Genomic DNA, 23,160 nt, shown 5'->3' with positions numbered 1-23,160 from the left:
AGGAGCTTCGCTCCGCGGTCCTTACAGGCCCGCCGCTGCACGCAGCGCTTGAGCTTTATCAGTTCTTTAGCTTCGGCGCGGGCCTTCGGCCCTTAACTTCGCGATGCGAAGTTAGCCTGCGCTGAAAGCCGGACAAACTCGCTTCGCTCGGGGCCTTACAGGCCCGCAGCCGCGCGAAGCGCGGCCGCCTTGTCCGTCTTTTCCCACGTGAATTCCGGTTCGTCGCGGCCGAAGTGGCCATAGGCTGCGGTCTTTTCGTAAATGGGACGCAGCAGGTCCAGCATCTGGATGATGCCCTTGGGGCGCAGGTCGAAGTGCTCGTTGACCAGGGCCGAAAGCTTTTCGTCGGAGATCACGCCGGTACCTTCGGTGTAGACCGTGACGTTCATGGGCTTGGCCACGCCGATGGCGTAAGCCACCTGGATCTGGCACTGGCGGGCCAGGCCGGCCGCCACGATGTTCTTGGCGACGTAGCGGGCGGCGTAAGCGGCCGAACGGTCCACCTTGCTGGGATCCTTGCCGCTGAAGGCGCCGCCGCCGTGCGGGCAGGCGCCGCCGTAGGTGTCGACGATGATCTTGCGGCCGGTCAGGCCGCAGTCGCCCTGCGGGCCGCCGATGACGAAGCGGCCGGTCGGGTTGATCAGGTACTTGGTGTCCTTGGTCAGCATGCCCTTGGGCAGCACCGGCTTGATGATTTCCTCAATGATGGCTTCATTGAAAGAAGCCTTCATCTTGTGCGCGGTTTCGCTCTGGTCGGGGCTGTGCTGGGTGGACAGCACCACGGTGTCTATGCTGTGCGGCTTGCCGTCCACGTAGCGCATGGTGACCTGGCTTTTCGCGTCGGGGCGCAGGAAAGGCAGGCGGCCGTCCTTGCGCAGCTGGGCCTGGCGCTCGACGAGGCGGTGCGCATAATAAATCGGCGCGGGCATCAACTCGGGCGTTTCGTCGCAGGCGTAGCCGAACATCAGGCCCTGGTCGCCGGCGCCGGTGTTCAGGTGGTCGTCGCTGGCGTGGTCCACGCCCTGGGCGATGTCATTGGACTGCTTGTCGTAGCAGACCATGACGGCGCAGCCCTTGTAGTCGATGCCGTATTCGGTGTTGTCGTAGCCGATGCGCTTGATGGTGTCGCGCGCGACCTGGATGTAGTCGACGTGCGCGTTGGTGGTGATCTCGCCGGCCAGCACGACCAGGCCAGTGTTGGTCAGGGTCTCGGCAGCCACGCGCGAGAGCGGGTCCTGTTTAAAAATCGCGTCGAGAATCGCGTCGGAAATCTGGTCGGCAACCTTGTCGGGATGGCCTTCGGAGACGGATTCGGAAGTAAAGAGAAAATCGTTCGCCATTGCGTACACTCCATGAAGTTTGTCGGCGCGTTGCCGGCTGGGGTGCTTCGGCGAACGCTTTAGCAGTTTGGTTTAATGTCGCCCTGCAAGTTGTTCAGTAACTCAGCGACAGCCTTCATTATAAGACAGCCTGTTTTGGGCTGGATTGGCCCTTCAATACCCCTTTTGCCCGCTTAATGTCCTGGTTATTCCGTTTTTTCGCCCTCTGGCCGCTGGCCGCCCTGCATGCGCTTGGCGCTGCGCTGGGCTGGCTGGTCTGGGCCGCGAGCCCGCGCTACCGCGCGCAGTTCCGGGCCCATGTGGCGCAGGCCGGCCTGCCGTTTGAGCTGGCCCGACCGGCGATTGCGGAAGCCGGGCGTTTTATCGCCGAACTGCCCAAGCTGTGGATGCGGCCGGCCTCGGAGTCCTGCCTGGGCAATGTGCGGGTGGAAGGCCAGGCCCACGCGGAGCAGGCATTCGCTCAAGGCCGCGGGGTGATTTTTTTCGGTCCTCACTGCGGCAGTTTCGAGCTGGGCCCGCAGGCCCTGGCCGAACTCTACGGACCCATCACCGCCATCTACCGGCCGGCGCGCAAGGCCTGGCTGGCGCGGCTGGAGCGGCTGGCGCGCGACCGTGCCAACCTCACCGTCGTGCCGGCCTCGCTGAGCGGAATCCGCCTGATGCATAAAACCCTCAAGGCCAACCAGGCCGTGGCGCTGCTGACCGACCAGGTGCCGCCGGAGGGGCTGGGCGTCTGGGCGCCGTTTTTCGGCAAGCCGGCCTACACCATGACCCTGGCGGCGCGGCTGGCGCTGCAAAGCGGGGCGGTGCTGCTGCCGGTGAGCTGCGAGCGCCTGCCGCACGGCCGGGGCTATTTCCTCAAGATATGGCCGGCGGTCGAAGGCGTTCAGCCGGTCGATTCCGGCAAGCCCCGCGCCGAGCTGCTGCAGGCCGTGACGCAGATCAACCGCGCCATTGAAGCCATCGTGCTGAGCCAGCCCGGCCAGTACCTGTGGGGTTATGCGCGCTACAAGACACCCCGCAAGGAAGCACCGCTTTGAAGACTGCCCGACAGATGGCCGGCCGGCTGGTAACCCGCGGCGGCATCCTCTTTATGCAGCTGCTGGCCCTGGTGCCGCTTTCGTGGACACGCGGCCTGGGCACGCTGCTCGGCTGGGTGCTGTACGCCGTGGTGGGCGCGCGCCGGCGTGTGGTGGACAGCAACCTGGCCCTGTGCTTCCCGGCGCTTTCCGCGGACGAGCGGCGCCGGCTGAACGTGCAGACCTTTGTGTACTTCGCGCAGGCCTGGCTGGACCGTGCGTGGCTGTGGCATGCGCCCAAAACCTGGGTGCAGCGGCGCGTGAACCTGACGGGCGCGCTGGAAGAACTCGCGGGCAACGCGCCGACTGTGATTTTCCTGCCGCATTTTGTGGGGCTTGACGCTGCGTGGACCGCCGTGGCGCTGCAAATGCCCCGGCCCTCCACGACGATCTACACCGACCAGTCCAACAAGCTGGTGGATCGCTGGATACTGCGCGGGCGCCGGCGCTTCGGCAATTTACGCCTGTTCGGCCGCGCGGCCGGCGTCAAGCCCATCGTGGCGGCGCTGCGCGAAGGCCAGCCGCTGTATTTGCTGCCCGACATGGATTTCGGTCCCGACGATTCGGTGTTCGTGCCTTTTTTCGGCGTGCCCACCGCCACCGTGCCCTCGCTGTCGCGCTTCGCCAAACTGGGCCGTGCCAAGGTGTTGCCGCTGCTGCCGCGCATTACCCCTACCGGCTACGAGGTGCAGGTGTTGCCGGCCTGGACGGACTTCCCCTCCGACGATCCGGTGGCCGACACCGCGCTCATGAACGAGCGGCTGCGCGACTACATCGAGGCCATGCCGGCGCAGTACTACTGGGTGCACAAGCGTTTCAAGACCCGGCCTGAAGGCGATCCCTCGCTGTATTGAGTTGGCGCGGCCTCGTGGCCGTCAGCGCAAAAAATCCCCCAGATACGCCGCCACCAGCGCCGGCTGCTCATGGACGATCCAGTGGGTCGCGCCCTCGATGCGCTTCAGGTCCATGCGCGGCACATAGTCCTGCAAGCCGTCCAGCAAGACCGCCGGCAGGGCGATGTCGTCCATGGCCCAGAGCACCAGCGTGGGCAAGTGGATCTCCAGCATCTGGCGCGGAATCGTCACGGCCGCCGCGGCCGGGTCGTTGTGCGGCGGGCCGGGCCGGGGCGGGCGCAGCGGCGAGGCACGGTAGTAATTGCAGGGCCCGGTCAGGCCCTGGCGCCAGATGGCGCGGTACTGGTCCCGCAGTGCATCGGTGAGCCAGGCGTGCGGGCCGTCGGCCGCGCCCATGTGCGTGAAAAATTCCCAGAGGCGGCGAAAGTCGTCCTCGGCCAGCAACGCCTCGGCGTCGGGGCGGATCAGGAAGTTCATATAAGCGCTGGCGGCCTGCTGCACCGGCGACTGCTGCAGTTCGCGCAAAAAAGTGCCGGGGTGGGGCGAATTGATGATGGCCAGTTTTTTCATCAAGGCCGGTTGGCCGGCCGCGAGATTCCAGGCCACGGCGCCGCCCCAGTCATGCGCAACCAGGCATTCAAGCTGCCCGCCTTCCAGGGCTATCAGCGCGGCGATGTCCTGCACCAGGTGTTTGGGCCGATAGGCGGAGGCGTCAGTTGGCGCGCTGGACTGCTCGAAGCCGCGCAGGTTGGGCGCGATGCAGCGGAAGCCGCCGTTTTCGGGCAGGGCGAAGTGTTCGAGCAGGCCGTCCCAGACAAAGGCGGCTTCAGGGAAACCGTGCAGAAACATCAGCACGGGCCGGTCTCTGGCGCCGCTGGCGCGGCAGGACAGGGTGATGCCGTGCGGCAGGGCCTGCAAACTGGGTTCAATCATGGCGTTGCGCTCTGCTTTCTATTGAAGGCTGAAAGCGCCGCCCGGCCTTAATCGTTGATTTCAGGCACGTCTTCAGGCGCGGCCCTGGCGGCCTTGGCCGGCTTTTCAGGCGGATGGGCCCAGTCCCACAAATGCTGGGCGACCTCCTCGACGCCGCGGCGCTTCAGCGAAGAAAAGAGTTTGACGTCTCCGCCGCCGGCCTGCAGTCGCACAATGGACAGCGCCTTGGCCGCCTCGGTCTTGTTGAGCTTGTCGGATTTGGTCAACAGCACCAGGAACTTCAGGCCGTCTTCGACGCGCGGCCGGATCACGTCGAGCAGGATTTCGTCGAGTTCGGTCAGGCCCAGGCGCGGGTCGCATAGCAGCACCACGGCCTTGAGGTTGTCGCGCGTCTGCAAATAGTTGCCCATCACCTGCTGCCAGCGGTATTTGGCTTCCTTGGGCACGGCCGCATAGCCGTAGCCCGGCAGGTCGGCCAGCACCGCGTCGGTCACGCCCTGCTTGCCCAGGCTGAAAAGGTTGATGCTTTGCGTGCGGCCCGGTGTCTTGGAGGCAAACGCCAGCCTGTGCTGCTGCGTCAGGGTGTTGATGCAGGTGGATTTGCCGGCGTTGGAACGGCCCACGAAGGCGATTTCAGGCACGTCGACGCGCGGCAGGTGCTTGAGTTCGGGCGCGGTGGTCAGGAACTTGGCCGTGTGCAGCCAGCCCATGGCGATCTTGGGATCGGGGGTGCCGGGTGCGATTGGGGGCGTTTTGGACGGGGAAGCGGAAGTCATGGTCGGGCGGTCCCTGAAGGTCGGTTGCATGCCGGCGGCATGCGTTGAAAGGGGTCAGCGCCCCTGTGGGCGGGGCTTGGGAGGCCGTGAACCGGCAGGGAGCCCCTGGCGGATTGCCGCGGCAAGACCCGAATAATCGGGGGTGCCCTGAAGCCATTGTAAAATCAGAAAGTTATAAGTTTTGTGCGCCAACCAATTAAAACCCCCGATATGAAGCTGTTCGTTACTTCCCTCCTGGCCGCTTTGCTGGCCGTGCCCGCCGTGTCGTCGTTTGCCGCCGGCGAAGCCGCCCCCGCGCACGACGCCGCCCCGGCTGCCGCAGCGGCCCCGGCCAAGGTTGCCAAGCCTGACCTGGTCAAGGGCGGGGCCAGCTTTGCTGCCGTGTGCGCCAGCTGCCACGGCGACGACGGCAATTCGGGCACGCCCGCCAACCCCAAGCTGGCGCAGCAACACCCCGAATACCTGGTCAAGCAGCTGCAGGAGTTCAAATCCGGCAAGCGCAAAAACCCCATCATGCAGGGCTTCGCCTCGGCGCTGTCCGACGACGACATGAAAAACATCGCGTACTGGGCCACCTCGAAAAAAGCCAAGACCGGCTTTGCCAAGGACAAGGAACTGGTCGCCCTCGGTGAGCGCATCTACCGCGGCGGCGTGCAGGATCGCCAGATCGCCGCTTGCGCGGGCTGCCACAGCCCGACCGGCGCCGGCATTCCCTCCCAATACCCGCGCCTGGGCGGCCAGCATGCCGACTACACCGTGACGCAGCTGACCGCTTTCCGCGACGGCGGCCGCAAGAACAGCGCTCCCATGACCCAGGTGGCCGCCAAGCTGAACGACCGCGAAATCCGCGCGCTGGCCGACTACATCGCCGGCCTGCGCTGAGGCGAGGCCTGCCGCAAGGCGGGCTTTTTTGCCGAAAAAATACACGCAGTTCGACTGCCGTATTGAACCCAAGCCGCTAAAACCAATCACACCAAAGGCGGGTCTTTCTGATGAAAGCCCGCCTTTTTTCTTTTTTCTCTTTTGCCGGCTGCCGCCAGCCCGATCCGGTTCCATTTAAAGCATGACAGTTTCCACCGAGGGTATGAAGGTCAATTGGGGCTCCCGCAGCTTGCGGGCGTCGGTGGAACTGCTGTCGTCCATGCGGTTTTCCATTTCGCTGCTGACGGTGATCTGCATCGCGTCCATCATCGGCACGGTGCTCAAGCAGGCGGAGCCTCTGGGCAACTACGTAAACCAGTTCGGCCCGTTCTGGGCCCAGGCCTTCAGCCTGCTGAGCCTCAACACCGTCTACAGCGCCTGGTGGTTTCTGCTGATCCTGGCCTTCCTGGTCATTTCCACCTCGCTGTGCATCGCGCGCAACGCGCCCAAAATCCTGGTGGACCTGAACCAGCTCAAGGAAAACGTCCGGGAGCAAAGCCTCAAGGCCTTCGGCCACCGCGCCGAAGCCGCGCTGGCCGAAGCGCCCGAAGCCGCCGCGCGCCGCATCGGCCAGACGCTGGTGCAAAGCGGCTGGAAGGTCAAGCTGCAGCAGCGCCGCACGCCCGAAGGCGACGGCTGGATGGTGGCCGCCAAGAAGGGCGCGGCCAACAAGCTGGGCTATATCGCGGCGCACAGCGCCATCGTGCTGGTGTGCGTGGGCGGCCTGCTGGACGGCGACATGATCGTGCGCGGCCAGATGTGGCTCAACGGCAAATCCATTTACACCGGCGGCGGCTTGATCGCCGACGTGCCGGCGCAGTACCGCCTGAGCGACCGCAACCCGACCTTCCGCGCCAACCTGCTGGTGGCCGAAGGCACGCAGTCCAGCACCGCCATCCTGAACCAGCCCGGCGGTGTGCTGCTGCAGGAGCTGCCGTTTTCCATCGAACTGAAAAAATTCATCGTCGAGTACTACTCGACCGGCATGCCCAAGCTGTTCGCCAGCGACATCATCATCCACGACAAGGAAACCGGCGAAAAAATCCCGGCGCGCGTGGAGGTCAACCACCCGGCCCGCCACAAGGGCGTCGAGATCTACCAGTCCAGCTTCGACGACGGCGGCTCCAGCGTCACGCTCAAGGCTATTCCCATGGCGGCGGCCACCAAGCCCTTTGAAATCCAGGGCACCATAGGCGGCACCAGCAGCCTGAGCAACGGGCAGGGCGACAGCGCCGAAAAGCTGACGCTCGAATACACCGCGCTGCGCGTCATCAACGTGGAAAACTTCGCCTCGGGCGGCAGCATGGGCGGCTCGGGCGCCGACGTGCGCAAGGTCGACCTGCACCAGGCCATCGATTCGCGACTGGGCGCGGCCAACAAGACGGTCACGCAAAAAGAGCTGCGCAACGTCGGGCCCAGCGTGAGCTACAAGCTGCGCGATTCCGCCGGCCAGGCTCGCGAGTTCCACAACTACATGCTGCCGGTCAAGACCGACCCCGGCGAAAACAGCCCGGCGGTCTACCTGATGGGTGTGCGTGAGACCCCCTCGGCCCCTTTCCAGTACCTGCGCATCCCGGTCGATGCCGAAGGCGGCATGGAAACCTTTTTGCGGCTGCGCGCCGCGCTGGCCAACCCGGCCCAGCGCGAGCTGGCCGTCAAGCGCTATGCCAGCCAGGCCATAGGCCGTGAACGGCCCGAACTGGCGCAGCAGCTCGCAGCTTCGGCTTCGCGCGCGCTGGCGCTGTTTGCCGGCGGCGGCCCGGCTGCGGCTGGGGGCAAGACCGCCGGCCTGCAGGCGATTTCCGACTTCATGGAAGCCAATGTGCCCGAAGCCGAGCGCAACCGCGCCGGCGAGGTGCTGGTCCGCATCCTCAACGGCGCGCTGTTCGAACTGGCCCAGATGACACGCGAGCAGGCCGGGCTCAAGCCCATGGCGCAGGACGAAAAAACCCTGGCCTTCATGTCGCAGATGGTGCTGAGCCTGTCGGACGCCCATTTCTATCCGGCGCCCATGGCTTTTGAGCTCAAGGATTTCACGCAGGTCCAGGCCAGCGTGTTCCAGGTGGCGCGCGCGCCGGGCAAAACCATCGTGTACCTGGGCTGCGCCTTCCTGATCCTGGGCGTGTTCGCCATGCTGTATGTGCGTGAGCGCCGCGTCTGGGTCTGGCTGGCGCCGCGCGGCGCGGGTAGCGGCCAGGCAAAGGATCACAATGTTGTGGATTCAGTGCCGGAATCAGCCGCTGGCTGCAGCCAGGCCACCATGGCCTTGTCCACCAATCGCAAGACCCTGGATGGCGACAAGGAGTTCGAGATGTTGAAAACGAAACTGTTGCAGGCGCCTTTATGACTACCTCCACCATTAACACCACGGCGGTGAACACCACCACGCTGAAGGCCGGCGGCGGCGACAGCACGCTGAGCCTCAACGAAGGCTATTTCGCCCGGCGCAATGTGCTGGACTGGGTATTCGCCGCGCTGGTCGCCGGCGGCTTTCTCTATGCCTTCGTGCGCTACGGCGCTTTCATGGACGTCTATGAAAAAGGCATCCTTCTGGCGGCTATTCCCGCGGCCATCGCCATGGGCTGGTTCTGGCGGCCGCTGCGCGTGCTGATGGTGGTGGTGAGCGTCTTTGCGCTGCTTGGCATCGCCTCCTACCAGGGCGACCTGGCGCGGGCCGAGCAGGTGTTCTGGCTCAAGTATTTCCTGTCCAGCCAGTCGGCCATTTTGTGGATGAGCGTGCTGTTTTTCATGAGCACGATTTTTTACTGGCTGGGCATGTTCGCCAAAGGCCAGAGCGGCACGCTGGAGTCGCTGGGCTCCAAAATCGCCTGGGTCGCCGTCGGCATGGCCTTGATCGGCACGCTGGTGCGCTGGTACGAGAGCTACCTGATCGGCGCCGACGTCGGCCATATTCCCGTGAGCAACCTGTACGAAGTGTTTGTGCTGTTCTGCTGGATGACGGCGGCCTTCTACCTCTACTTTGAATCGCAGTACAACACCCGCGCGCTGGGCGCTTTTGTGATGCTGGTGGTCAGCGCCGCGGTCGGCTTTTTGCTCTGGTACACCGTGGTGCGTGAAGCCCATGAAATCCAGCCGCTGGTGCCCGCCCTCAAAAGCTGGTGGATGAAGCTGCACGTGCCGGCCAACTTTATCGGCTACGGCATGTTCTCGCTGGCCGCCATGGTGTCGCTGTCTTACCTGATCAAGCAGCAGGCCGATGAAAAGCAGTGGCACCGGCTCACGCCACTGTGGCTGCTGGGTGTCGTGCTGTGCTTCGTGCCCATCGTGTTTCGCAGCAAGTCGCCGGCCGAAGTGGGCGGCAGCTATTACTGGGTCGGTTACCTGGCGGTGTCGGGGCTGATCGCCGCCGGCATCCTGCTGGGCCGTAAACGCATTGCCGCGCGCTTGCCCAGCTTCGAGGTGCTGGATGACGTGATGTACAAGGCGATTGCCGTCGGTTTCGCTTTCTTCACCATTGCCACCGTGCTGGGCGCCCTGTGGGCGGCCGAGGCCTGGGGCGGCTATTGGAGCTGGGACCCCAAGGAAACCTGGGCGCTGATCGTCTGGCTCAATTACGCCGCCTGGCTGCATATGCGCCTCATGAAAGGCCTGCGCGGAACGGTCGCCGCCTGGTGGGCCCTGGTGGGGCTGGCGGTCACTTCGTTTGCCTTCCTGGGCGTCAATATGTTCCTTTCGGGCTTGCACAGCTACGGAACCTTGTAGCCGGCGGGGAGTCTTTGTAAAAGCCCCTGGCTGAATCCGTGTAAGAAACTGCCGCGTATTCAGACTAAGCCATAACGGATTTTTTCAAGGACGCTCTCATGCTCATCAAGACCCACGCCAGCGGTTTCGACCATATTGTTCCCAGCGAGATCACGCCGCAGGGCATTTACCAGGGCCGGCGCGACCTGATCAAGCTGATGGCCACGGGCGCAGCGGGTACGGCCATGGCGAGCTGGGCGGGGCGCGAGGCCATGGCGCAGACGGTGCAAAAACCCGGCAAGCTGGCGGCCCTGGCCGGCGGAAAATCGGCGGTAGCCGGCGCCACGACCATGGAAAAGGTCACCGACTACAAAGACGCCTCCACTTACAACAACTACTACGAGTTCGGCACCGACAAGGCCGACCCCGCCAGGAATGCCCACACCCTGGTGACCAAACCCTGGTCGGTGGCCGTTGAGGGCCTGGTCAAGCAGCCCAAAACCTTCACGCTGGAAGACCTGATCAAGCTTGCGCCGCAGGAAGAGCGCATTTACCGCCTGCGTTGCGTTGAAGGCTGGTCCATGGTGATTCCCTGGGTCGGTTATTCGCTGTCCGAACTGATAAAAAAGGTCGAGCCGCTGGGCAACGCCAAGTATGTCGAGTTCATCACCCTGGCCGATCCCAAGACCATGCCTTTTGTCGGCTCGCGCGTGCTGGACTGGCCTTATGTGGAAGCCCTGCGCATGGACGAAGCCATGCATCCGCTGGCGCTGCTGGCCTTCGGCATGTACGGCGAAGTGCTGCCCAACCAGAACGGTGCGCCGGTGCGCATGGTGCTGCCCTGGAAGTACGGTTTCAAGAGCGGCAAGAGCATCGTCAAGATCCGCTTCACCGACAAGGAACCGCGCACGGCCTGGAACAAGGCCGCGGCGCAGGAGTACGGGTTTTATTCGAATGTGAACCCGAACGTGGACCACCCGCGCTGGAGCCAGGCCACCGAGCGCCGCATCGGCGAAGACGGCCTGTTCGCCAAAAAGCGCAAGACCTTGATGTTCAACGGCTACGAAGCCCAGGTGGGCCAGCTCTACGCCGGCATGGACCTCAAGAAGAATTTCTGATGGCCACGCTCAAGGCGGCAACGCAGAAGTGGCTGCTGCACCCAGCGGCCAAGCCGGTGCTGTTCATCGCTTGCCTGCTGCCCTTCGCCTGGCTGTTCTACGGCGCTTTCACCAACCAGCTCGGGGCCAATCCCGCTGAAGCGCTGATACGCGCCACCGGTGACTGGACGCTGCGCTTTATCTGCATCGTGCTGACGGTCACGCCGCTGCGTGTCATCAGCGGCACGCCGGCACTGGCGCGTTTTCGGCGCATGCTGGGGCTCTTCGCGTATTTTTATGTCGTGGTGCACCTGCTGAGCTACAGCTGGTTCGACATGGGCTTTGACTTTGCCGACATCGCCAGGGACATCGCCAAGCGGCCATTCATCCTGGTGGGGTTTTCAGCCTTTGTGCTGTTGACGCCGCTGGCGGCCACGTCTTTCAACGCCGCGATCAAGGCCATGGGTGCCAAACGCTGGCAGTGGCTGCACAAGCTGGTCTACCTGATCGCCGGCCTGGGCTTGCTGCATTTTTTCTGGATGCGTGCCGGCAAGAACAACTTTGCCGAGGTGTTTGTCTACGCCACGATCATCGCGGTGCTGCTGGGCTGGCGCGTGCAGCAGTACCTCAAGAAAAAGAAGCCGCAGCCCGCCTACGGCGTTCGCGGAAAACTGTCCTAGCGGTCAGCCGACCAGTTGCTCTTGCCGCATCTGGTCTTCCGCGGTTTCGCGGCGGCGTATCAGGTGCACCTGGTCGCCGTCGACCAGCAGTTCGGCCGCGCGGCCGCGGGTGTTGTAGTTGCTGGCCATGCTCATGCAATAGGCGCCGGCCGACATCACGGCCAGCTGGTCGCCCGCCACCACGCTGAGCGCGCGGTCGCGGCCTATCCAGTCGCCGCTTTCGCAGACCGGCCCGACCACGTCGTAAGTCATTTCCACCGCACCCTTTGTGGCGGTAGCCGTCACCGGCGCGATGGCGTGGAAAGCCTGGTACATCGCCGGGCGCGGCAGGTCGTTCATGGCCGCGTCGATGATGCAGAAGTTCTTGTGCTCGCCGGGTTTGACGTAGAGCACCTCGGTCAGGCAGACGCCGGCATTGCCGACCAGGGAGCGGCCGGGCTCGATCATGAGCTTTTTGCCGCCATAGCCGCGTGCATCCAGCCGGGCCAGCAATTGCTGCCACAGCGCATCGGCTTCGGGGGGCGTGTCGTTGTTGTAATTGATGCCCAGGCCGCCGCCGAAATCGATGTGCTCCAGCGGGATGCCGGCGCCTTCAATGGCCGCCACCAGGTCCAGCACCCGGTCCATGGCGTCGAGGTAGGGCGTGGCGTCGGTAATCTGCGATCCGATGTGGCAGTCGATGCCGACGACGCGCAAGCCCTTGAGCGAAGCCGCATGCTGGTAGATGCGCAGCGCGTCTTCGTGCGCGACGCCGAACTTGTTGTCCTTGAGGCCGGTGGAGATATAGGGGTGCGTCTTGGGATCCACGTTCGGGTTGACGCGGATGCTAACGGGTGCTCGCAGGCCCTGGGCCAGCGCCACCCCGGACAGCACGTCGAGCTCAGCCTCGCTTTCGACGTTGAAGCAGCCTATGCCGGCGGCCAGTGCCTTGCGCATTTCGGCGCGGGTTTTGCCCACGCCCGAGAAAATGATTTTTCCGGGCTCGCCGCCCGCCGCCAGCACGCGGTCGAGCTCGCCGCCCGAGACGATGTCAAAACCACACCCGGCGCGGGCAAACACCTGCAGCACGCCCAGCGAGGAATTGGCCTTCATGGCGTAGCAGATCTGCGCATGGCGGCCGGCAAAGCCGCGCTGGTAGGCGGCCAGCGCCGACAGCATGGCGGCCTTGGAATACACGAAGAGCGGCGTGCCATGCGCGGCGGCGAGATCCCGCAGGCGCAGGTTTTCAACAAAGAGCTCGCCCTCGCGGTAGGCGAAATGCGGATGGCCGGGAAGGGATGGGCGGGTCATGGGTGGTGCTGGCTGTGGAAGGAAAGGTTCGAGGTATCTTAAGGAGAGCGCGGCGTGCGCGCCATGACCGATTCAAGGTGTCTTTGCGTCGACGCCTTGGATTTCAAGGTTCAGGCCGCGCACGGCCTGGAGCCTTGCAGGGCCGGCCGTCAAATGCTTAGCGGGCGGCCGAGGCCGGCACAACCGGTGCGGTCACGGCGGCGGGAGGCGCCTCAGGAAGGGTGGTTGATGGCGCGGGCGAGGTGGGCAGGGCCGCGGCCGGGACCTTGGGCGGCACGGGAAGGTAAAGCGCGCCTTTTTGGCCGCAACCGGCCAGCAGGGCGGCTGCGGCCACAATCGCGGCAAGGCCATGCCGGAAGCCGGGATTGCGGGCGCGGCCTAAAATTTGAACTGAAGAAACCATGACGGGATTGTAATGACGGACCTTGAATACCAGGATCTGGCCGAGCGCGCGCTCCAGGCAGTGGAAGCGGCCTGCGACCGGATCAACGATGAGACCGATGCGGACATCGACAACCAGCGGACCGGCGGCATGGTCACGCTGACCTTTGCCAACCGCAGCCAGATCGTCATCAACCTGCAGAAACCGCTGCAGGAAATCTGGATGGCGGCCAGGGCCGGCGGGTTTCACTATAAATACAGTGCGGGGCGCTGGGCTGACACCAAGGATTCCAGCGAATTTTTCGCCCAGCTCTCACGCTACGCCGGCGAGCAAGCCGGCCAGCCGCTGGTGTTCAAGGCGCCGGACTGATTGCTCCGGCCGCGCTGGAAGTAAAAACGGCCCGTGAGGGCCGTTTTTCATGCACGGTGCGCGACCGTCAGTTCTTGAACAGGTCCAGGATGCGCTTTTTCTCGTCCGAAGGCGGTAGCACCTGGATCGCGCCGCCCGGTCCGGCGGGACTGGCCGGCTGGCCCGCATTGGCGGCGGCGGCCGGGTCTTGCTGGATGCCCACGGTGCTGACACCCGAGCCCCGGGCGTACTCGCTGTAGTACCACTCGCCCCCCACGTTGACCACGCCTTCGGGCGCCGGGTATTCGGCGACCGGCACGCCCTTGAGGGCGTATTCCATGTAATTGATCCAGATCGGCAGGCTCAGGCCACCGCCGGTTTCCCGGTCGCCGAGCTTTTTGGGCGTGTCGTAGCCCATCCAGACCGCCGCCGCCAGCGTGGGCTGGAAACCCACGAACCAGGTGTCGATGGAATCATTGGTCGTGCCGGTTTTGCCGTAGAGGTCGGGCCGCTTGAGCGTGGCCTGCGCCTTGGCCGCCGTGCCCGAGCGCGCGACTTCCTGCAGCAGGCTGTCCATGATGAAAGCGTTGCGCGCCTCGATGCCCCGGGCCGACTCGTCCAGCGCGGGCGGCTTGGTGTCCAGCAGGACTTTGCCGCGCTGGTCGGTGATTTTGGTGACCAGGTAGGGATTGACGCGGTAGCCACCGTTGGCGAACACGGAGTAGGCGGTCACCATCTGCATGGGCGTGACCGAGCCGGCGCCCAGCGCCATGGTCAGGTAGGCGGGGTGCTTTTCGGCTTCAAAACCGAAGCGGGTGATCCAGTCCTGGGCGTAGGGCGCGCCAATAGCCTGCAGGATCCGGATGGAAATCATGTTCTTGGATTTCTTCAATCCGGTGCGCAGGCTCATGGGGCCTTCGAAATTGCCGTCGTAGTTTTTCGGCTCCCAGGGCTGGCCGCCGGTGACGCCCGCGTCGAAGAACAGCGGGGCGTCATTGACCACGGTGGCGGGGGTGAAGCCTTTTTCCAGTGCGGCGGAGTAGATAAAGGGCTTGAAGCTGGAACCGGGCTGGCGCCAGGCCTGGGTCACGTGGTTGAACTTGTTTTTCTCAAAATCGAAGCCGCCCACCAGCGCGCGTATGGAGCCGTCGCGCGGGTCCAGCGCCACAAAAGCGCCTTCAACCTCGGGTAGCTGGGTGATTTCCCAGGTGTTTTTCGGCGTTTTCGCCACGCGGATCAGGGCGCCGCGGCGGATCTTGATATTGGGGCCGGCCTTGTCGGCCAGGCCGGACTGCGCGGGTTTCAGGCCGTCGCCGGTGATTTCAACGGTTTCGCTGTTCTGGCGCATGGCCAGGATGCGCTTGGGATTGGCCTCGAGCACCACGGCCGACATGACGTCGCCGTTGTCGGGGTTGTCGGTCAGCGCGTCGTCGATGGCGTCTTCGGTTTCCTGGGGATTGGCGGGCAGGTCTATGAATTTCTCGGGGCCGCGGTAGATCTGGCGGCGTTCGTAATCCATGATGCCCTTGCGCAGGGCCTTGTAGGCCACGGTCTGGTCGGTGGCGCGCAGGGTCGTGTAGACGTTCAACCCGCGGGTATAGGTTTCGTCGCCGTACTGGTTGTAGACCAGCTGGCGCACCGTTTCGGCCACGTACTCGGCATGCACCCGGCCGGCGTCGGGCCCGGTCCTGACCTTCAGAGGCTCTTCCTTGGCGGCCTTGGCCTGCTCGGCCGTGATGAAGCCGTTTTCCTCCATGCGCTCGATGATGTAGAGCTGGCGCGCCCGGGCGCGTTTGGGGTTGGCGATGGGGTTGTAGGCCGACGGCGCCTTGGGCAGGCCGGCCAGCATGGCCGCCTCGGAGATCGTGATGTTCTTGAGCGGTTTGCCGAAATAAGCCTCGGAAGCCGCGGCAAAGCCGTAAGCCCGGTTGCCCAGGAAGATCTGGTTCATATAGATCTCAAGGATCTGGTCCTTGGTCAGCATGTGCTCCAGCTTGAAGGTCAGCAGGATTTCGTAGATCTTGCGGGTGTAGCTTTTCTCCGCCGAGAGATAGACATTGCGTGCCACCTGCATGGTGATGGTCGAGGCGCCTTGGCTCTTGGCCCGGCCCACGTTGGCGAAGCCGGCGCGGATCACGCCCAGGTAGTCCACCCCGCCATGGGAGAAAAAGCGCGCGTCCTCAATGGCCAGCACGGCATCTTTCATGACCTGTGGGATGTCCTTGATGGGGGTCAGGCTGCGCCGCTCCTCGCCGAATTCGCCGATCACCACCCCGTCGGCGGAATAAACGCGCAGCGGCAGTTTCGGCCGGTAGTCCACCAGGTCCGAGATGTCGGGAAGGTTGGGGTAGGCAACCGACAGGGCCACGGCGGCAAACAGCAGGACGCTGACGACGCCTGCGAGCAACAGGCCGGTGCTCCACAGCATCAGTTTGACCAGCCAGCGCGGCAGCCAGGACTTGGCTGGCCTTGACGACTTGGCCGGGCCGGGATTTGAATCAGGAGAGGTGGGCGTTGAGGGCATGTAGGCAATCGTAAAGTCGCGTCACTATTATAAAAATCCTGGAAACCGGGGCGTACCGGGCTGGCGCCGCCGCATCACTCTTTTACGTTTGCAGACATCGTCTTACCCCCGCCAGCTCGCTTGCACTCAGTTACAAGCGTCGGCTTTTGACAACGTTCTGGATGTGCGGAACAGGAAAAATCCTTACTGCACAAAGAGCTTACTGCTACTATTCAAGTGATTTCTTAAGTATGCAAGGCTACATATTAGCCGTCATTTGGGGACTGCCTTGATCTCTCTGGGGTCGTTATTCAACCGCCAACAACCCGCTTTGCTGGGTTTGGATATCAGTTCGTCCAGCGTCAAGCTGGTGGAGTTGAGCCGTGACAAGGCCGGTAACCTGGTGCTGGATCGCTGTGCGATCGAGCCCCTGGAGCGCGGCTGGATCACCGACGGCAACGTCGAAAAATTCGACGAAGTCGCCGACGCCGTGCGCCGCCTGGTCAAAAAGAGCGGAACCCGCACCAAAAACGTCGCCATGGCGCTGCCCGCTTCCGCGGTCATCACCAAAAAAATCATCCTGCCCGGGGGCATGACGGATGCCGAACTCGAAACCCAGGTCGAGTCGGAAGCCAACCAATATATTCCCTTCTCCCTGGATGAAGTCAGCCTTGACTTCTGTGTGGTGGGCCCCAGCGCCACCTCCAGCGGCGATGTTGAGGTGCTGATTGCCGCCTCGCGCAAGGAGAAGGTACAGGATCGGGAAGGCCTGGCTGAAGCCGCGGGGCTCAAGCCCATCGTGGTCGATGTGGAGTCTTACGCTTCGCGCCTGGCAACCGCCCGCCTGATCGAAAACCTGCCCAACAAGGGGGTGGACACCATGGTCGCCCTGTTCGAGGTCGGCGCCTTGACCACCAGCATGCAGGTCATCAAGAACGACGAAGTGTTGTATGAGCGCGACCAGGCCTTCGGCGGCGCGCAACTGACGCAGCTGATCGTCCGCCAGTACGGCTTTTCGCCGGAAGAGGCCGAGAGCAAGAAGCGCAGCGGCGACCTGCCGGAAGACTACGGCTCCGGCGTCCTGAAGCCCTTTGTGGAAAGCATGGCCCAGGAAATCGGCCGCGCCCTGCAGTTCTTCTTTACCAGCACCCCGCACAACAAGGTGGACTACGTCATGCTGGCCGGCGGTTCTTCCGCCCTGCCGGGGCTGACCGATTCCGTCACGCAGCAGACCTCGTTCGCCTGCCTCCTGGCCAACCCTTTTGAGGGCATGGAACTGGGCGACAGCGTGCGGGAAAAGAAAATGCGCCGTGAGGCATCGTCTTACCTGACCTCCTGCGGTCTGGCTTTGCGGAGGTTCCTGCAGTGATTCTGGTCAATCTGCTCCCGCACCGCGAAGCTGCGCGCAAGCGCAGGCGCGAAACGTTTTTCGCCACGCTTGGCATGGCCGCCCTGATCGGCGGCTTGATCTGCGGCGCCGTGTACTCCTGGTACCTCGCACAGATCGAAGCCCAGCGCAGCAAGAACAATTTCCTGAAAGTCGAGATCACGCGCCTGGAAGCGCAGATCAAGGACATCGCCACGCTGCAGGCGGAAATCGCCGCATTGAGGGCACGCCAGAACGCGGTGGAAGACCTGCAAGGCAACCGCAATCTGCCGGTCTACCTGCTCAGTGAACTGGTCAAGCAGTTGCCTGACGGCGTGTACATCAACAGCATGAGGCAGGACAACCAGACGGTGTTCATCACCGGCGTGGCCCAGTCCAACGAGCGGGTTTCCGAACTTCTGCGCAACCTGGCCAACAACAGCCCCTGGCTGACCCGGCCGGAACTGGTTGAAATCACGGCCAGCGTGGTGTCGCTGACGCCGCGCGACCAGCGGCGCGTGTCCAATTTCTCCATGCGTGTCGGGCTCAAGCGCCCCGCCGCGCCCAAGGCGCCCGGTTCCGCACCGGCCGGCTCGACGCCTGGTGCCGCGCCGGCGGCTGCGGCGATCCCGGCCAAAGCCTGAAGCAGGTTGAACGATCATGGCAAAAACTCCCAAAATCTCCGTCGATTTCTCGGCGATCCAAAACAGCCTGAAGGCCCAGTTCTCCGGGCTTGACGCCAATGACCCGCCTTCATGGCCGGCGTTGCCGCGCTATCTTCTCTGCGTCGCCGTCACGGTTCTCGTGGTGGTCGCGCTGTGGTTTGTCTGGCTCAGTTCCTCGGACGAAGAACTGACGGCCGAGCAGGCCAAGGAAGTCCAGTTGCGGGAAGACTACAAGAAGAAACTGGTGCAGGCGGTGAACCTTGATGCCCTGAAAAAGCAGCGCGAGCAGGTTCAGCAATATGTGACCCAGCTGGAGAAGCAGCTTCCGAGCAAGGCTGAAATGGATGCCCTGCTTTCGGACATCAACCAGGCCGGCCTGGGCCGCAGCCTGCAGTTCGAGCTGTTCCGGCCGGGGCAGGTCAGCGTTAAAGAGTACTACGCCGAACTGCCCATCGCGGTGCGCGTCACGGGCCGGTATCACGACATCGGCGCTTTTGCCGCGGACATCGCCAATCTCTCCCGCATCGTGACCTTGAACAATTTGAACCTGGTGCCGACCAAAGACGGAAATCTCGTCATGGACACCACGGCCAAGACATTCCGCTACCTCGATCCCGAGGAAGTGGCCCTGCAGCGCAAGAGCGCCCCGGGAGCCAAAAAATGAGGCTTAACAACTATGTGCTGACCAGCGGTCTGGTATTGGCGCTGCTGACGTTGGCGGGTTGCGGTTCGTCCGAGCAGGAAGAACTCCAGCAATGGATGACGGAGCAGCGCAATGCAACCCGGCCCAAGGTCGACCCCCTGCCCGAGCCCACCAAATTCTCGCCGCAGGCCTATAACCAGGAAGGCGCCATTGAGCCCTTCAGCAACCAGAAATTGACGCAGGCGCTCAAGCGTGACTCCAACCAGGCGACGGCCAATGCGGGCCTGATCGCGCCGGAACTGAGCCGGCGCAAGGAACCCCTGGAAGCCTACCCCCTGGACGCGACCTTCATGGTCGGAAGCCTGATCAAGGTGGGCCAGCCGGTGGCGCTGGTCAAGGTCGACAACCTGATTTACCAGGTCCGGGTCGGCAACTACCTTGGGCAGAATTACGGCCGGATCACGCAGGTGGGTGAAACAAGCCTTTCCCTGCGTGAGATCGTGCAGGATGCTGCGGGCGAATGGATTGAGCGGACGGCGACTTTACAGCTATTAGAGGGATCAAAATGAACAAGCAAACATGGGCATTGGCGGCAGAGGGTACAGGAGGCGGCCTGAAGCGTTTGCTTGAACGTGTGTTGCGCGGCGCTTCGTTCAGCATGGCTTTGTCGTTGCTGGCGGCAACGCTGCCGGCGGCCGCACAGGCGCAAAATTCCATTCAATCGGTGACCGGTTCTGTCCAGGGCGGCTCAGAGATCATCCGCATCGACCTGGCCGAGCCTTTGACCGCCATCCCCAACGGATTCACCATCCAGTCGCCGGCGCGTATCGCCCTGGATTTCCCCGGTGTCAGCAATGCCATGGGGCGGACCGCGGTGGACATGAACGTCGGTAACCTGCGCTCGGCGAACGTGGTGCAGGCCGGCGACCGGACCCGCGTGGTGCTCAATCTCAAGGCGCCATCGACTTACAAGGCCGACATACAGGGCAAATCACTGGTGATCACACTGGATCCGTCCTCTTCGGCAAGTGCTTCGCCAGCGGCGCCGGCGCAGGTTTTCGCGGAAAGCCGCAATCGCGACGTGTTGCCGCTCAAGGATGTCGACTTCCGCCGTGGAACCGACAGCGCAGGGCGCATCGTCGTGGGTCTGTCCAATAACGAAGTGGGCGTTGACATACGCCAGCAGGGCCAGACCCTGGTAGTTGAATTCCTGAAGACGGCCTTGCCTGAAGGCCTGCGCCGCCGCCTCGACGTGGCCGACTTCGGCACGCCGGTGCAAACCGTCACAACTTTCCAGACCGGCGACAAGGTCCGCATGGTGGTGGAGCCCAAGGGCGCCTGGGAGCACAGCGCCTACCAGAGCGACAACCAGTTTGTGCTGGAGGTCCGCCCCCTGAAGGTCGACCCGACCAAACTGACCCAGGGACCCGGCTACACCGGCGAGAAACTCTCGCTGAACTTCCAGAACATTGAAATCCGCTCCCTGTTGCAGGTGATCGCCGACTTCACGAACTTCAACATTGTCACTTCAGATTCCGTGACGGGCAGCGTCACGCTGAGGCTGAAGGATGTGCCCTGGGACCAGGCACTGGACATCATTCTCCAGTCCAAGGGCCTGGGCATGCGCAAAAACGGCAACGTACTGGTCATCGCGCCCAAGGACGAATTGGCTGCCAAGGACAAGCTGGACCTGGAATCGCGCAATGCCATCCAGAGTCTCGAGCCTGTTCGCACCCAGTCTTTCCAGATCAATTACGCCAAGGCTGCGGACATCGCGACACAGATCAGCGCCGGCGGAAGCGGGCCGGCGAGCGCCCGTATCCTGTCCCAGCGCGGCAGCGTCATTTCCGAAGCCCGGACCAACCAGTTGTTTGTGACCGACATTCCCTCGAGGCTGGAGGCGGTTCAAAGCCTGATCACCAAACTCGACGTGGCGGTTCGCCAGGTGCTGATCGAGGCGCGCATCGTCGAGGCTTCGGACACCTTCGGAAAATCGCTGGGCGTACGTCTCGGCGGCCAGCCCTTCAACCAGAACACCAACTCGGCGTTCGGCGGCACCTACAGCGCGGCGACGGCGGGCACCAATGCCGGCGAATTTGTGAGCCTGCCGGGCGTGGGCCAGAACGGCTTCTCGGCAGCGACGTTTGCCGTCTCCCTGTTCAACGCGGCCAAGACGCGATTCCTCAACCTCGAAATTTCCGCGTCCGAAGCCGACGGCAAGACCAAGATCGTCTCCAGCCCCCGCGTTGTCACGGCGGACCAGGTGAAGGCGCTGATCGAGCAGGGTACGGAACTGCCGTACCAGCAGGCGACCTCCAGCGGCGCCACGTCCATCAGCTTCCGCAAGGCCAACCTGAAGCTCGAGGTCACGCCGCAGATCACGCCTGAAGGCAACATCATCCTGAACGTCGACGTCAACAAGGACAGCGTGGGCCGCGAAACGGCCAACGGCTTCGCGATCGACACCAAGCACATCCAGACGCAGGTTCTGGTGGAAAACGGCGGGACCGTGGTGATTGGCGGTATTTTTGAGCAGAACGACCGCGACAACGAAACCAAGGTTCCGTTCCTGGGCGACCTGCCGGGCGTCGGCAACCTCTTCAAGCAGCGGACCCGCTCCGCCACGAAATCCGAGCTGCTGGTGTTCATCACGCCCAAGATGCTGACCAACGGATCGGCACTGCGCTGAACCCGGGGGCCGGCTGTGCCGCGAGGCGGGGCCGGTCTGGTGGGAAAATGCAGGTAACGGCGGGCCCTTTGGGGCCTGTCGCGTTTGTGAAGCCGGCCCATTTCCTTTCCCTCCTCCAATCACGCATCCCGGGGCGAATGCCCCCAGACTCCATTGAATGCAAACCCGTTGAGAATCGCCTGCGTGGGCCTGCCGGGTTCGGGGAAGTCCACCGTCGGCCGGCATCTGGCCCGCAAAATAGGGCTGCGCTTCATCGATTCGGACCAGGTCATCGAGCAGCGCATCGCCTGCTCCATCCGCGAGTTTTTCGAGCGCGAGGGTGAGAACGCCTTCCGCGATATCGAGCAGCAGGTGATCGACGAGCTGACGCAGGGCCAGTCCTGCGTGCTGTCCAGCGGCGGCGGGACGGTGCTGCGCCCCGCCAATCGCCAGCACCTTCGCGAGCGCGCGCAGGTGGTCTACCTGCATTCCATTCCCGAAGAAGTATTTCGCCGCCTGCGGCACGACCAGAACCGGCCCCTGCTCCAGGTGGCCGACCCGCTGGCCAGGCTCAGGGACCTTTATGCCGCGCGCGACCCGCTGTACCGGGAGACCGCCCACTTCGTCATCGAGACCGGGCGCCCTTCGGTGTCCACCCTGGTCAACATGATCCTCATGCAGCTGGAGCTGGCCGGGTTGCTGGCTCCGCCCTGACCGCCCCTTTGGCTGCAAGCGGGTAGCCGCGGCGCAGCGAGTCCCTCTACACTCCCACCTATGCACGCAAATTCCTCTTCAGCGGCGGCGCGGGTCCAGATCGACCTTGGCGAGCGCAGCTATCCGATCGCCATCGGCAACGGGCTTCTCGGCAATGCGCTGACTTACCAGGATCTCCCGAAAGCCGCCACCGCGCTGGTGGTGTCGAATACGACGGTGGCCCCTTTGTATGCGGCGCAACTGAGCCAGGCGCTGCGCCGGCGCTATGGCAAGGTGCTGCTGGTCAGCCTGCCCGACGGCGAAGTCCACAAGGACTGGATCACGCTGCAGCTGATTTTTGACGCCTTGCTCGAGAACGGCTGCGACCGCAAGACGGTGATGTTCGCGCTGGGCGGCGGCGTGGTGGGCGACATGACCGGTTTCGCCGCCGCCAGCTATATGCGCGGCGTGCCCTTTGTGCAGGTGCCCACGACCCTGCTGGCGCAGGTGGATTCCTCGGTGGGCGGCAAGACGGCCATCAACCACCCGCTCGGCAAGAACATGATTGGCGCGTTCTACCAGCCGCTGCTGGTGGTCTGCGACCTCGATGCCCTGGCGACGCTGCCGCCGCGCGAACTGAGCGCGGGCCTGGCCGAGATCATCAAATACGGACCGATCGCCGATATGGACTTCCTGGCGTGGATAGAGGCCAACCTCGACGCCCTGATGGTCAAGGAACCCGCGGCCATGGCCCACGCGATCAAGCGCAGCTGTGAAATCAAGGCTTGGGTGGTGGGCCAGGACGAGCGTGAAACGGGCCTGCGGGCCATCCTGAATTTCGGCCACACCTTTGGCCATGCGATTGAATCCGGCCTGGGCTACGGCGAATGGCTGCACGGCGAGGGCGTGGGCTGCGGCATGGTGATGGCCGCCCACCTGTCCGAGCGGCTGGGCCTGGTCGACATGGCTTTTGTGGAGCGGCTGACCCGGCTGGTGCGGCGCGCCGGTCTGCCGGTCAAGGCACCGGTGCTGTCGGCCACCGACAATGCCGGGCGCTACCTGGAGCTGATGCGCATCGACAAAAAATCCGAAGCCGGCGAGATACGTTTTATCGTGATCGACGGCCCGGGCAAAGCGGCGCTTCGCAGCGCGCCCGACGCGCTGGTGCGCGGCGTGATCGATTTGTGTTGCGCATAGTGCGCGTAACCGCCTGGAGAGCG

At 63.7% G+C, this 23,160-nt stretch carries 21 protein-coding genes; 15 read left to right on the top strand and 6 right to left on the bottom strand.

Annotation, left to right across the window (positions count from 1 at the left end; genetic code table 11):
* Positions 1 to 155: 155 nt before the first annotated feature.
* Positions 156 to 1,340 (bottom strand): methionine adenosyltransferase, encoded by a 1,185-nt coding sequence (metK, locus tag AC1D1F_RS05730; RefSeq protein WP_477697101.1) that lies wholly within the window; start codon positions 1,338 to 1,340, stop codon positions 156 to 158.
* Between the two features lie 176 nt (positions 1,341 to 1,516).
* On the opposite strand from metK, the gene AC1D1F_RS05725 reads away from it, so the two are divergent.
* Positions 1,517 to 2,380, top strand: a complete 864-nt coding sequence (locus AC1D1F_RS05725; RefSeq protein WP_477697100.1) for a lysophospholipid acyltransferase family protein — start codon at positions 1,517 to 1,519, stop codon at positions 2,378 to 2,380.
* A gap of 14 nt (positions 2,381 to 2,394) precedes the next feature.
* Positions 2,395 to 3,273 (top strand): lysophospholipid acyltransferase family protein, encoded by an 879-nt coding sequence (locus AC1D1F_RS05720; protein WP_477677067.1) that lies wholly within the window; start codon positions 2,395 to 2,397, stop codon positions 3,271 to 3,273.
* Between the two features lie 21 nt (positions 3,274 to 3,294).
* On the opposite strand, the gene AC1D1F_RS05715 is transcribed toward AC1D1F_RS05720, so the two are convergent.
* Both AC1D1F_RS05715 and yihA read right to left on the bottom strand, forming a co-directional pair.
* A complete protein-coding gene (locus AC1D1F_RS05715) occupies positions 3,295 to 4,206 on the bottom strand; it encodes an alpha/beta fold hydrolase (protein ID WP_477677060.1) in 912 nt (303 codons plus the stop codon).
* Between the two features lie 47 nt (positions 4,207 to 4,253).
* Positions 4,254 to 4,982, bottom strand: coding sequence for a ribosome biogenesis GTP-binding protein YihA/YsxC (gene yihA, locus AC1D1F_RS05710; RefSeq protein ID WP_477677061.1), 729 nt, complete (start codon positions 4,980 to 4,982; stop codon positions 4,254 to 4,256).
* Between the two features lie 210 nt (positions 4,983 to 5,192).
* Between yihA and AC1D1F_RS05705 the strand changes: the two genes are divergently transcribed.
* The 5 genes from AC1D1F_RS05705 (at position 5,193) to AC1D1F_RS05685 (ending at position 11,382) form a co-directional block, all read left to right on the top strand.
* Positions 5,193 to 5,864 carry a c-type cytochrome gene (locus AC1D1F_RS05705; protein ID WP_477677062.1) on the top strand — a complete coding sequence of 224 codons (672 nt, stop codon included), beginning with the start codon at positions 5,193 to 5,195 and terminating at the stop codon, positions 5,862 to 5,864.
* Between the two features lie 181 nt (positions 5,865 to 6,045).
* A complete protein-coding gene (locus AC1D1F_RS05700; protein ID WP_477697099.1) occupies positions 6,046 to 8,250 on the top strand; it encodes a cytochrome c biogenesis protein ResB in 2,205 nt (734 codons plus the stop codon).
* Positions 8,247 to 9,626, top strand: a complete 1,380-nt coding sequence (ccsB, locus tag AC1D1F_RS05695; RefSeq protein ID WP_477677064.1) for a c-type cytochrome biogenesis protein CcsB — start codon at positions 8,247 to 8,249, stop codon at positions 9,624 to 9,626. Before AC1D1F_RS05700 ends, ccsB begins: the two co-directional genes overlap by 4 nt.
* A 98-nt stretch (positions 9,627 to 9,724) precedes the next feature.
* A complete protein-coding gene (msrP, locus tag AC1D1F_RS05690) occupies positions 9,725 to 10,723 on the top strand; it encodes a protein-methionine-sulfoxide reductase catalytic subunit MsrP (protein WP_477697254.1) in 999 nt (332 codons plus the stop codon).
* Positions 10,723 to 11,382, top strand: a complete 660-nt coding sequence (locus AC1D1F_RS05685; protein WP_477697255.1) for a protein-methionine-sulfoxide reductase heme-binding subunit MsrQ — start codon at positions 10,723 to 10,725, stop codon at positions 11,380 to 11,382. The genes msrP and AC1D1F_RS05685 overlap by 1 nt, the downstream gene beginning before the upstream one ends.
* A gap of 3 nt (positions 11,383 to 11,385) precedes the next feature.
* On the opposite strand, the gene lysA is transcribed toward AC1D1F_RS05685, so the two are convergent.
* Entirely contained in the window at positions 11,386 to 12,672 is a 1,287-nt protein-coding gene (gene lysA / locus AC1D1F_RS05680) for a diaminopimelate decarboxylase (RefSeq protein ID WP_477678941.1), read from the bottom strand.
* Positions 12,673 to 12,829: 157 nt separating this feature from the next.
* Positions 12,830 to 13,075, bottom strand: a complete 246-nt coding sequence (gene lptM, locus AC1D1F_RS05675; RefSeq protein WP_477678940.1) for an LPS translocon maturation chaperone LptM — start codon at positions 13,073 to 13,075, stop codon at positions 12,830 to 12,832.
* A gap of 12 nt (positions 13,076 to 13,087) precedes the next feature.
* Here lptM and cyaY point away from each other — a divergent pair, with 12 nt between their 5' ends.
* Complete coding sequence (gene cyaY / locus AC1D1F_RS05670) at positions 13,088 to 13,423, top strand: iron donor protein CyaY (protein WP_477681785.1); 336 nt, start codon at positions 13,088 to 13,090, stop codon at positions 13,421 to 13,423.
* Between the two features lie 67 nt (positions 13,424 to 13,490).
* Here cyaY and AC1D1F_RS05665 read toward each other — a convergent pair whose 3' ends face one another.
* Positions 13,491 to 15,926 (bottom strand): penicillin-binding protein 1A, encoded by a 2,436-nt coding sequence (locus tag AC1D1F_RS05665; RefSeq protein ID WP_477700667.1) that lies wholly within the window; start codon positions 15,924 to 15,926, stop codon positions 13,491 to 13,493.
* A gap of 268 nt (positions 15,927 to 16,194) precedes the next feature.
* Between AC1D1F_RS05665 and AC1D1F_RS05660 the strand changes: the two genes are divergently transcribed.
* The 7 genes from AC1D1F_RS05660 to aroB all read left to right on the top strand — a co-directional run bounded on the left by AC1D1F_RS05660 (position 16,195) and on the right by aroB (position 23,137).
* A complete protein-coding gene (locus AC1D1F_RS05660; RefSeq protein WP_477681787.1) occupies positions 16,195 to 17,274 on the top strand; it encodes a pilus assembly protein PilM in 1,080 nt (359 codons plus the stop codon).
* Positions 17,271 to 17,915, top strand: coding sequence for a PilN domain-containing protein (locus AC1D1F_RS05655; protein WP_477678137.1), 645 nt, complete (start codon positions 17,271 to 17,273; stop codon positions 17,913 to 17,915). Before AC1D1F_RS05660 ends, AC1D1F_RS05655 begins: the two co-directional genes overlap by 4 nt.
* A 16-nt stretch (positions 17,916 to 17,931) precedes the next feature.
* The gene (locus AC1D1F_RS05650; RefSeq protein WP_477678136.1) at positions 17,932 to 18,600 is read left to right on the top strand and encodes a type IV pilus inner membrane component PilO; all 669 of its coding nucleotides are present in this window, start codon (positions 17,932 to 17,934) and stop codon (positions 18,598 to 18,600) included.
* Positions 18,597 to 19,148 (top strand): pilus assembly protein PilP, encoded by a 552-nt coding sequence (locus AC1D1F_RS05645; protein ID WP_477652424.1) that lies wholly within the window; start codon positions 18,597 to 18,599, stop codon positions 19,146 to 19,148. Before AC1D1F_RS05650 ends, AC1D1F_RS05645 begins: the two co-directional genes overlap by 4 nt.
* Positions 19,145 to 21,268 (top strand): type IV pilus secretin PilQ, encoded by a 2,124-nt coding sequence (locus tag AC1D1F_RS05640; RefSeq protein ID WP_477697257.1) that lies wholly within the window; start codon positions 19,145 to 19,147, stop codon positions 21,266 to 21,268. Before AC1D1F_RS05645 ends, AC1D1F_RS05640 begins: the two co-directional genes overlap by 4 nt.
* A gap of 168 nt (positions 21,269 to 21,436) precedes the next feature.
* Entirely contained in the window at positions 21,437 to 21,961 is a 525-nt protein-coding gene (locus AC1D1F_RS05635) for a shikimate kinase (protein WP_477652804.1), read from the top strand.
* A gap of 60 nt (positions 21,962 to 22,021) precedes the next feature.
* Positions 22,022 to 23,137 carry a 3-dehydroquinate synthase gene (gene aroB / locus AC1D1F_RS05630; protein WP_477676324.1) on the top strand — a complete coding sequence of 372 codons (1,116 nt, stop codon included), beginning with the start codon at positions 22,022 to 22,024 and terminating at the stop codon, positions 23,135 to 23,137.
* Positions 23,138 to 23,160 lie beyond the last annotated feature (23 nt).

It is taken from the genome of Polaromonas sp. P1_H6 (assembly GCF_056405195.1).
The sequence above is the reverse complement of the archived record's forward strand: the minus strand, read 5'-3'. Positions and strand labels throughout refer to the sequence as shown.

Excerpts from the sequence above, each read along its gene's own strand:
- AC1D1F_RS05720 (WP_477677067.1), top strand. The coding sequence starts at position 2,395 with ATGGCCGGCCGGCTGGTAACCCGCGGCGGCATCCTCTTTATGCAGCTG.
- AC1D1F_RS05640 (WP_477697257.1), top strand. The coding sequence starts at position 19,145 with ATGAACAAGCAAACATGGGCATTGGCGGCAGAGGGTACAGGAGGCGGC.
- AC1D1F_RS05700 (WP_477697099.1), top strand. The coding sequence starts at position 6,046 with ATGACAGTTTCCACCGAGGGTATGAAGGTCAATTGGGGCTCCCGCAGC.
- lptM (WP_477678940.1), bottom strand. The coding sequence starts at position 13,075 with ATGGTTTCTTCAGTTCAAATTTTAGGCCGCGCCCGCAATCCCGGCTTC.
- msrP (WP_477697254.1), top strand. The coding sequence starts at position 9,725 with ATGCTCATCAAGACCCACGCCAGCGGTTTCGACCATATTGTTCCCAGC.
- yihA (WP_477677061.1), bottom strand. The coding sequence starts at position 4,982 with ATGACTTCCGCTTCCCCGTCCAAAACGCCCCCAATCGCACCCGGCACC.
- aroB (WP_477676324.1), top strand. The coding sequence starts at position 22,022 with ATGCACGCAAATTCCTCTTCAGCGGCGGCGCGGGTCCAGATCGACCTT.
- AC1D1F_RS05715 (WP_477677060.1), bottom strand. The coding sequence starts at position 4,206 with ATGATTGAACCCAGTTTGCAGGCCCTGCCGCACGGCATCACCCTGTCC.
- AC1D1F_RS05645 (WP_477652424.1), top strand. The coding sequence starts at position 18,597 with ATGAGGCTTAACAACTATGTGCTGACCAGCGGTCTGGTATTGGCGCTG.
- ccsB (WP_477677064.1), top strand. The coding sequence starts at position 8,247 with ATGACTACCTCCACCATTAACACCACGGCGGTGAACACCACCACGCTG.
- cyaY (WP_477681785.1), top strand. The coding sequence starts at position 13,088 with ATGACGGACCTTGAATACCAGGATCTGGCCGAGCGCGCGCTCCAGGCA.
- metK (WP_477697101.1), bottom strand. The coding sequence starts at position 1,340 with ATGGCGAACGATTTTCTCTTTACTTCCGAATCCGTCTCCGAAGGCCAT.
- AC1D1F_RS05705 (WP_477677062.1), top strand. The coding sequence starts at position 5,193 with ATGAAGCTGTTCGTTACTTCCCTCCTGGCCGCTTTGCTGGCCGTGCCC.
- lysA (WP_477678941.1), bottom strand. The coding sequence starts at position 12,672 with ATGACCCGCCCATCCCTTCCCGGCCATCCGCATTTCGCCTACCGCGAG.
- AC1D1F_RS05685 (WP_477697255.1), top strand. The coding sequence starts at position 10,723 with ATGGCCACGCTCAAGGCGGCAACGCAGAAGTGGCTGCTGCACCCAGCG.
- AC1D1F_RS05650 (WP_477678136.1), top strand. The coding sequence starts at position 17,932 with ATGGCAAAAACTCCCAAAATCTCCGTCGATTTCTCGGCGATCCAAAAC.
- AC1D1F_RS05665 (WP_477700667.1), bottom strand. The coding sequence starts at position 15,926 with ATGCCCTCAACGCCCACCTCTCCTGATTCAAATCCCGGCCCGGCCAAG.
- AC1D1F_RS05725 (WP_477697100.1), top strand. The coding sequence starts at position 1,517 with ATGTCCTGGTTATTCCGTTTTTTCGCCCTCTGGCCGCTGGCCGCCCTG.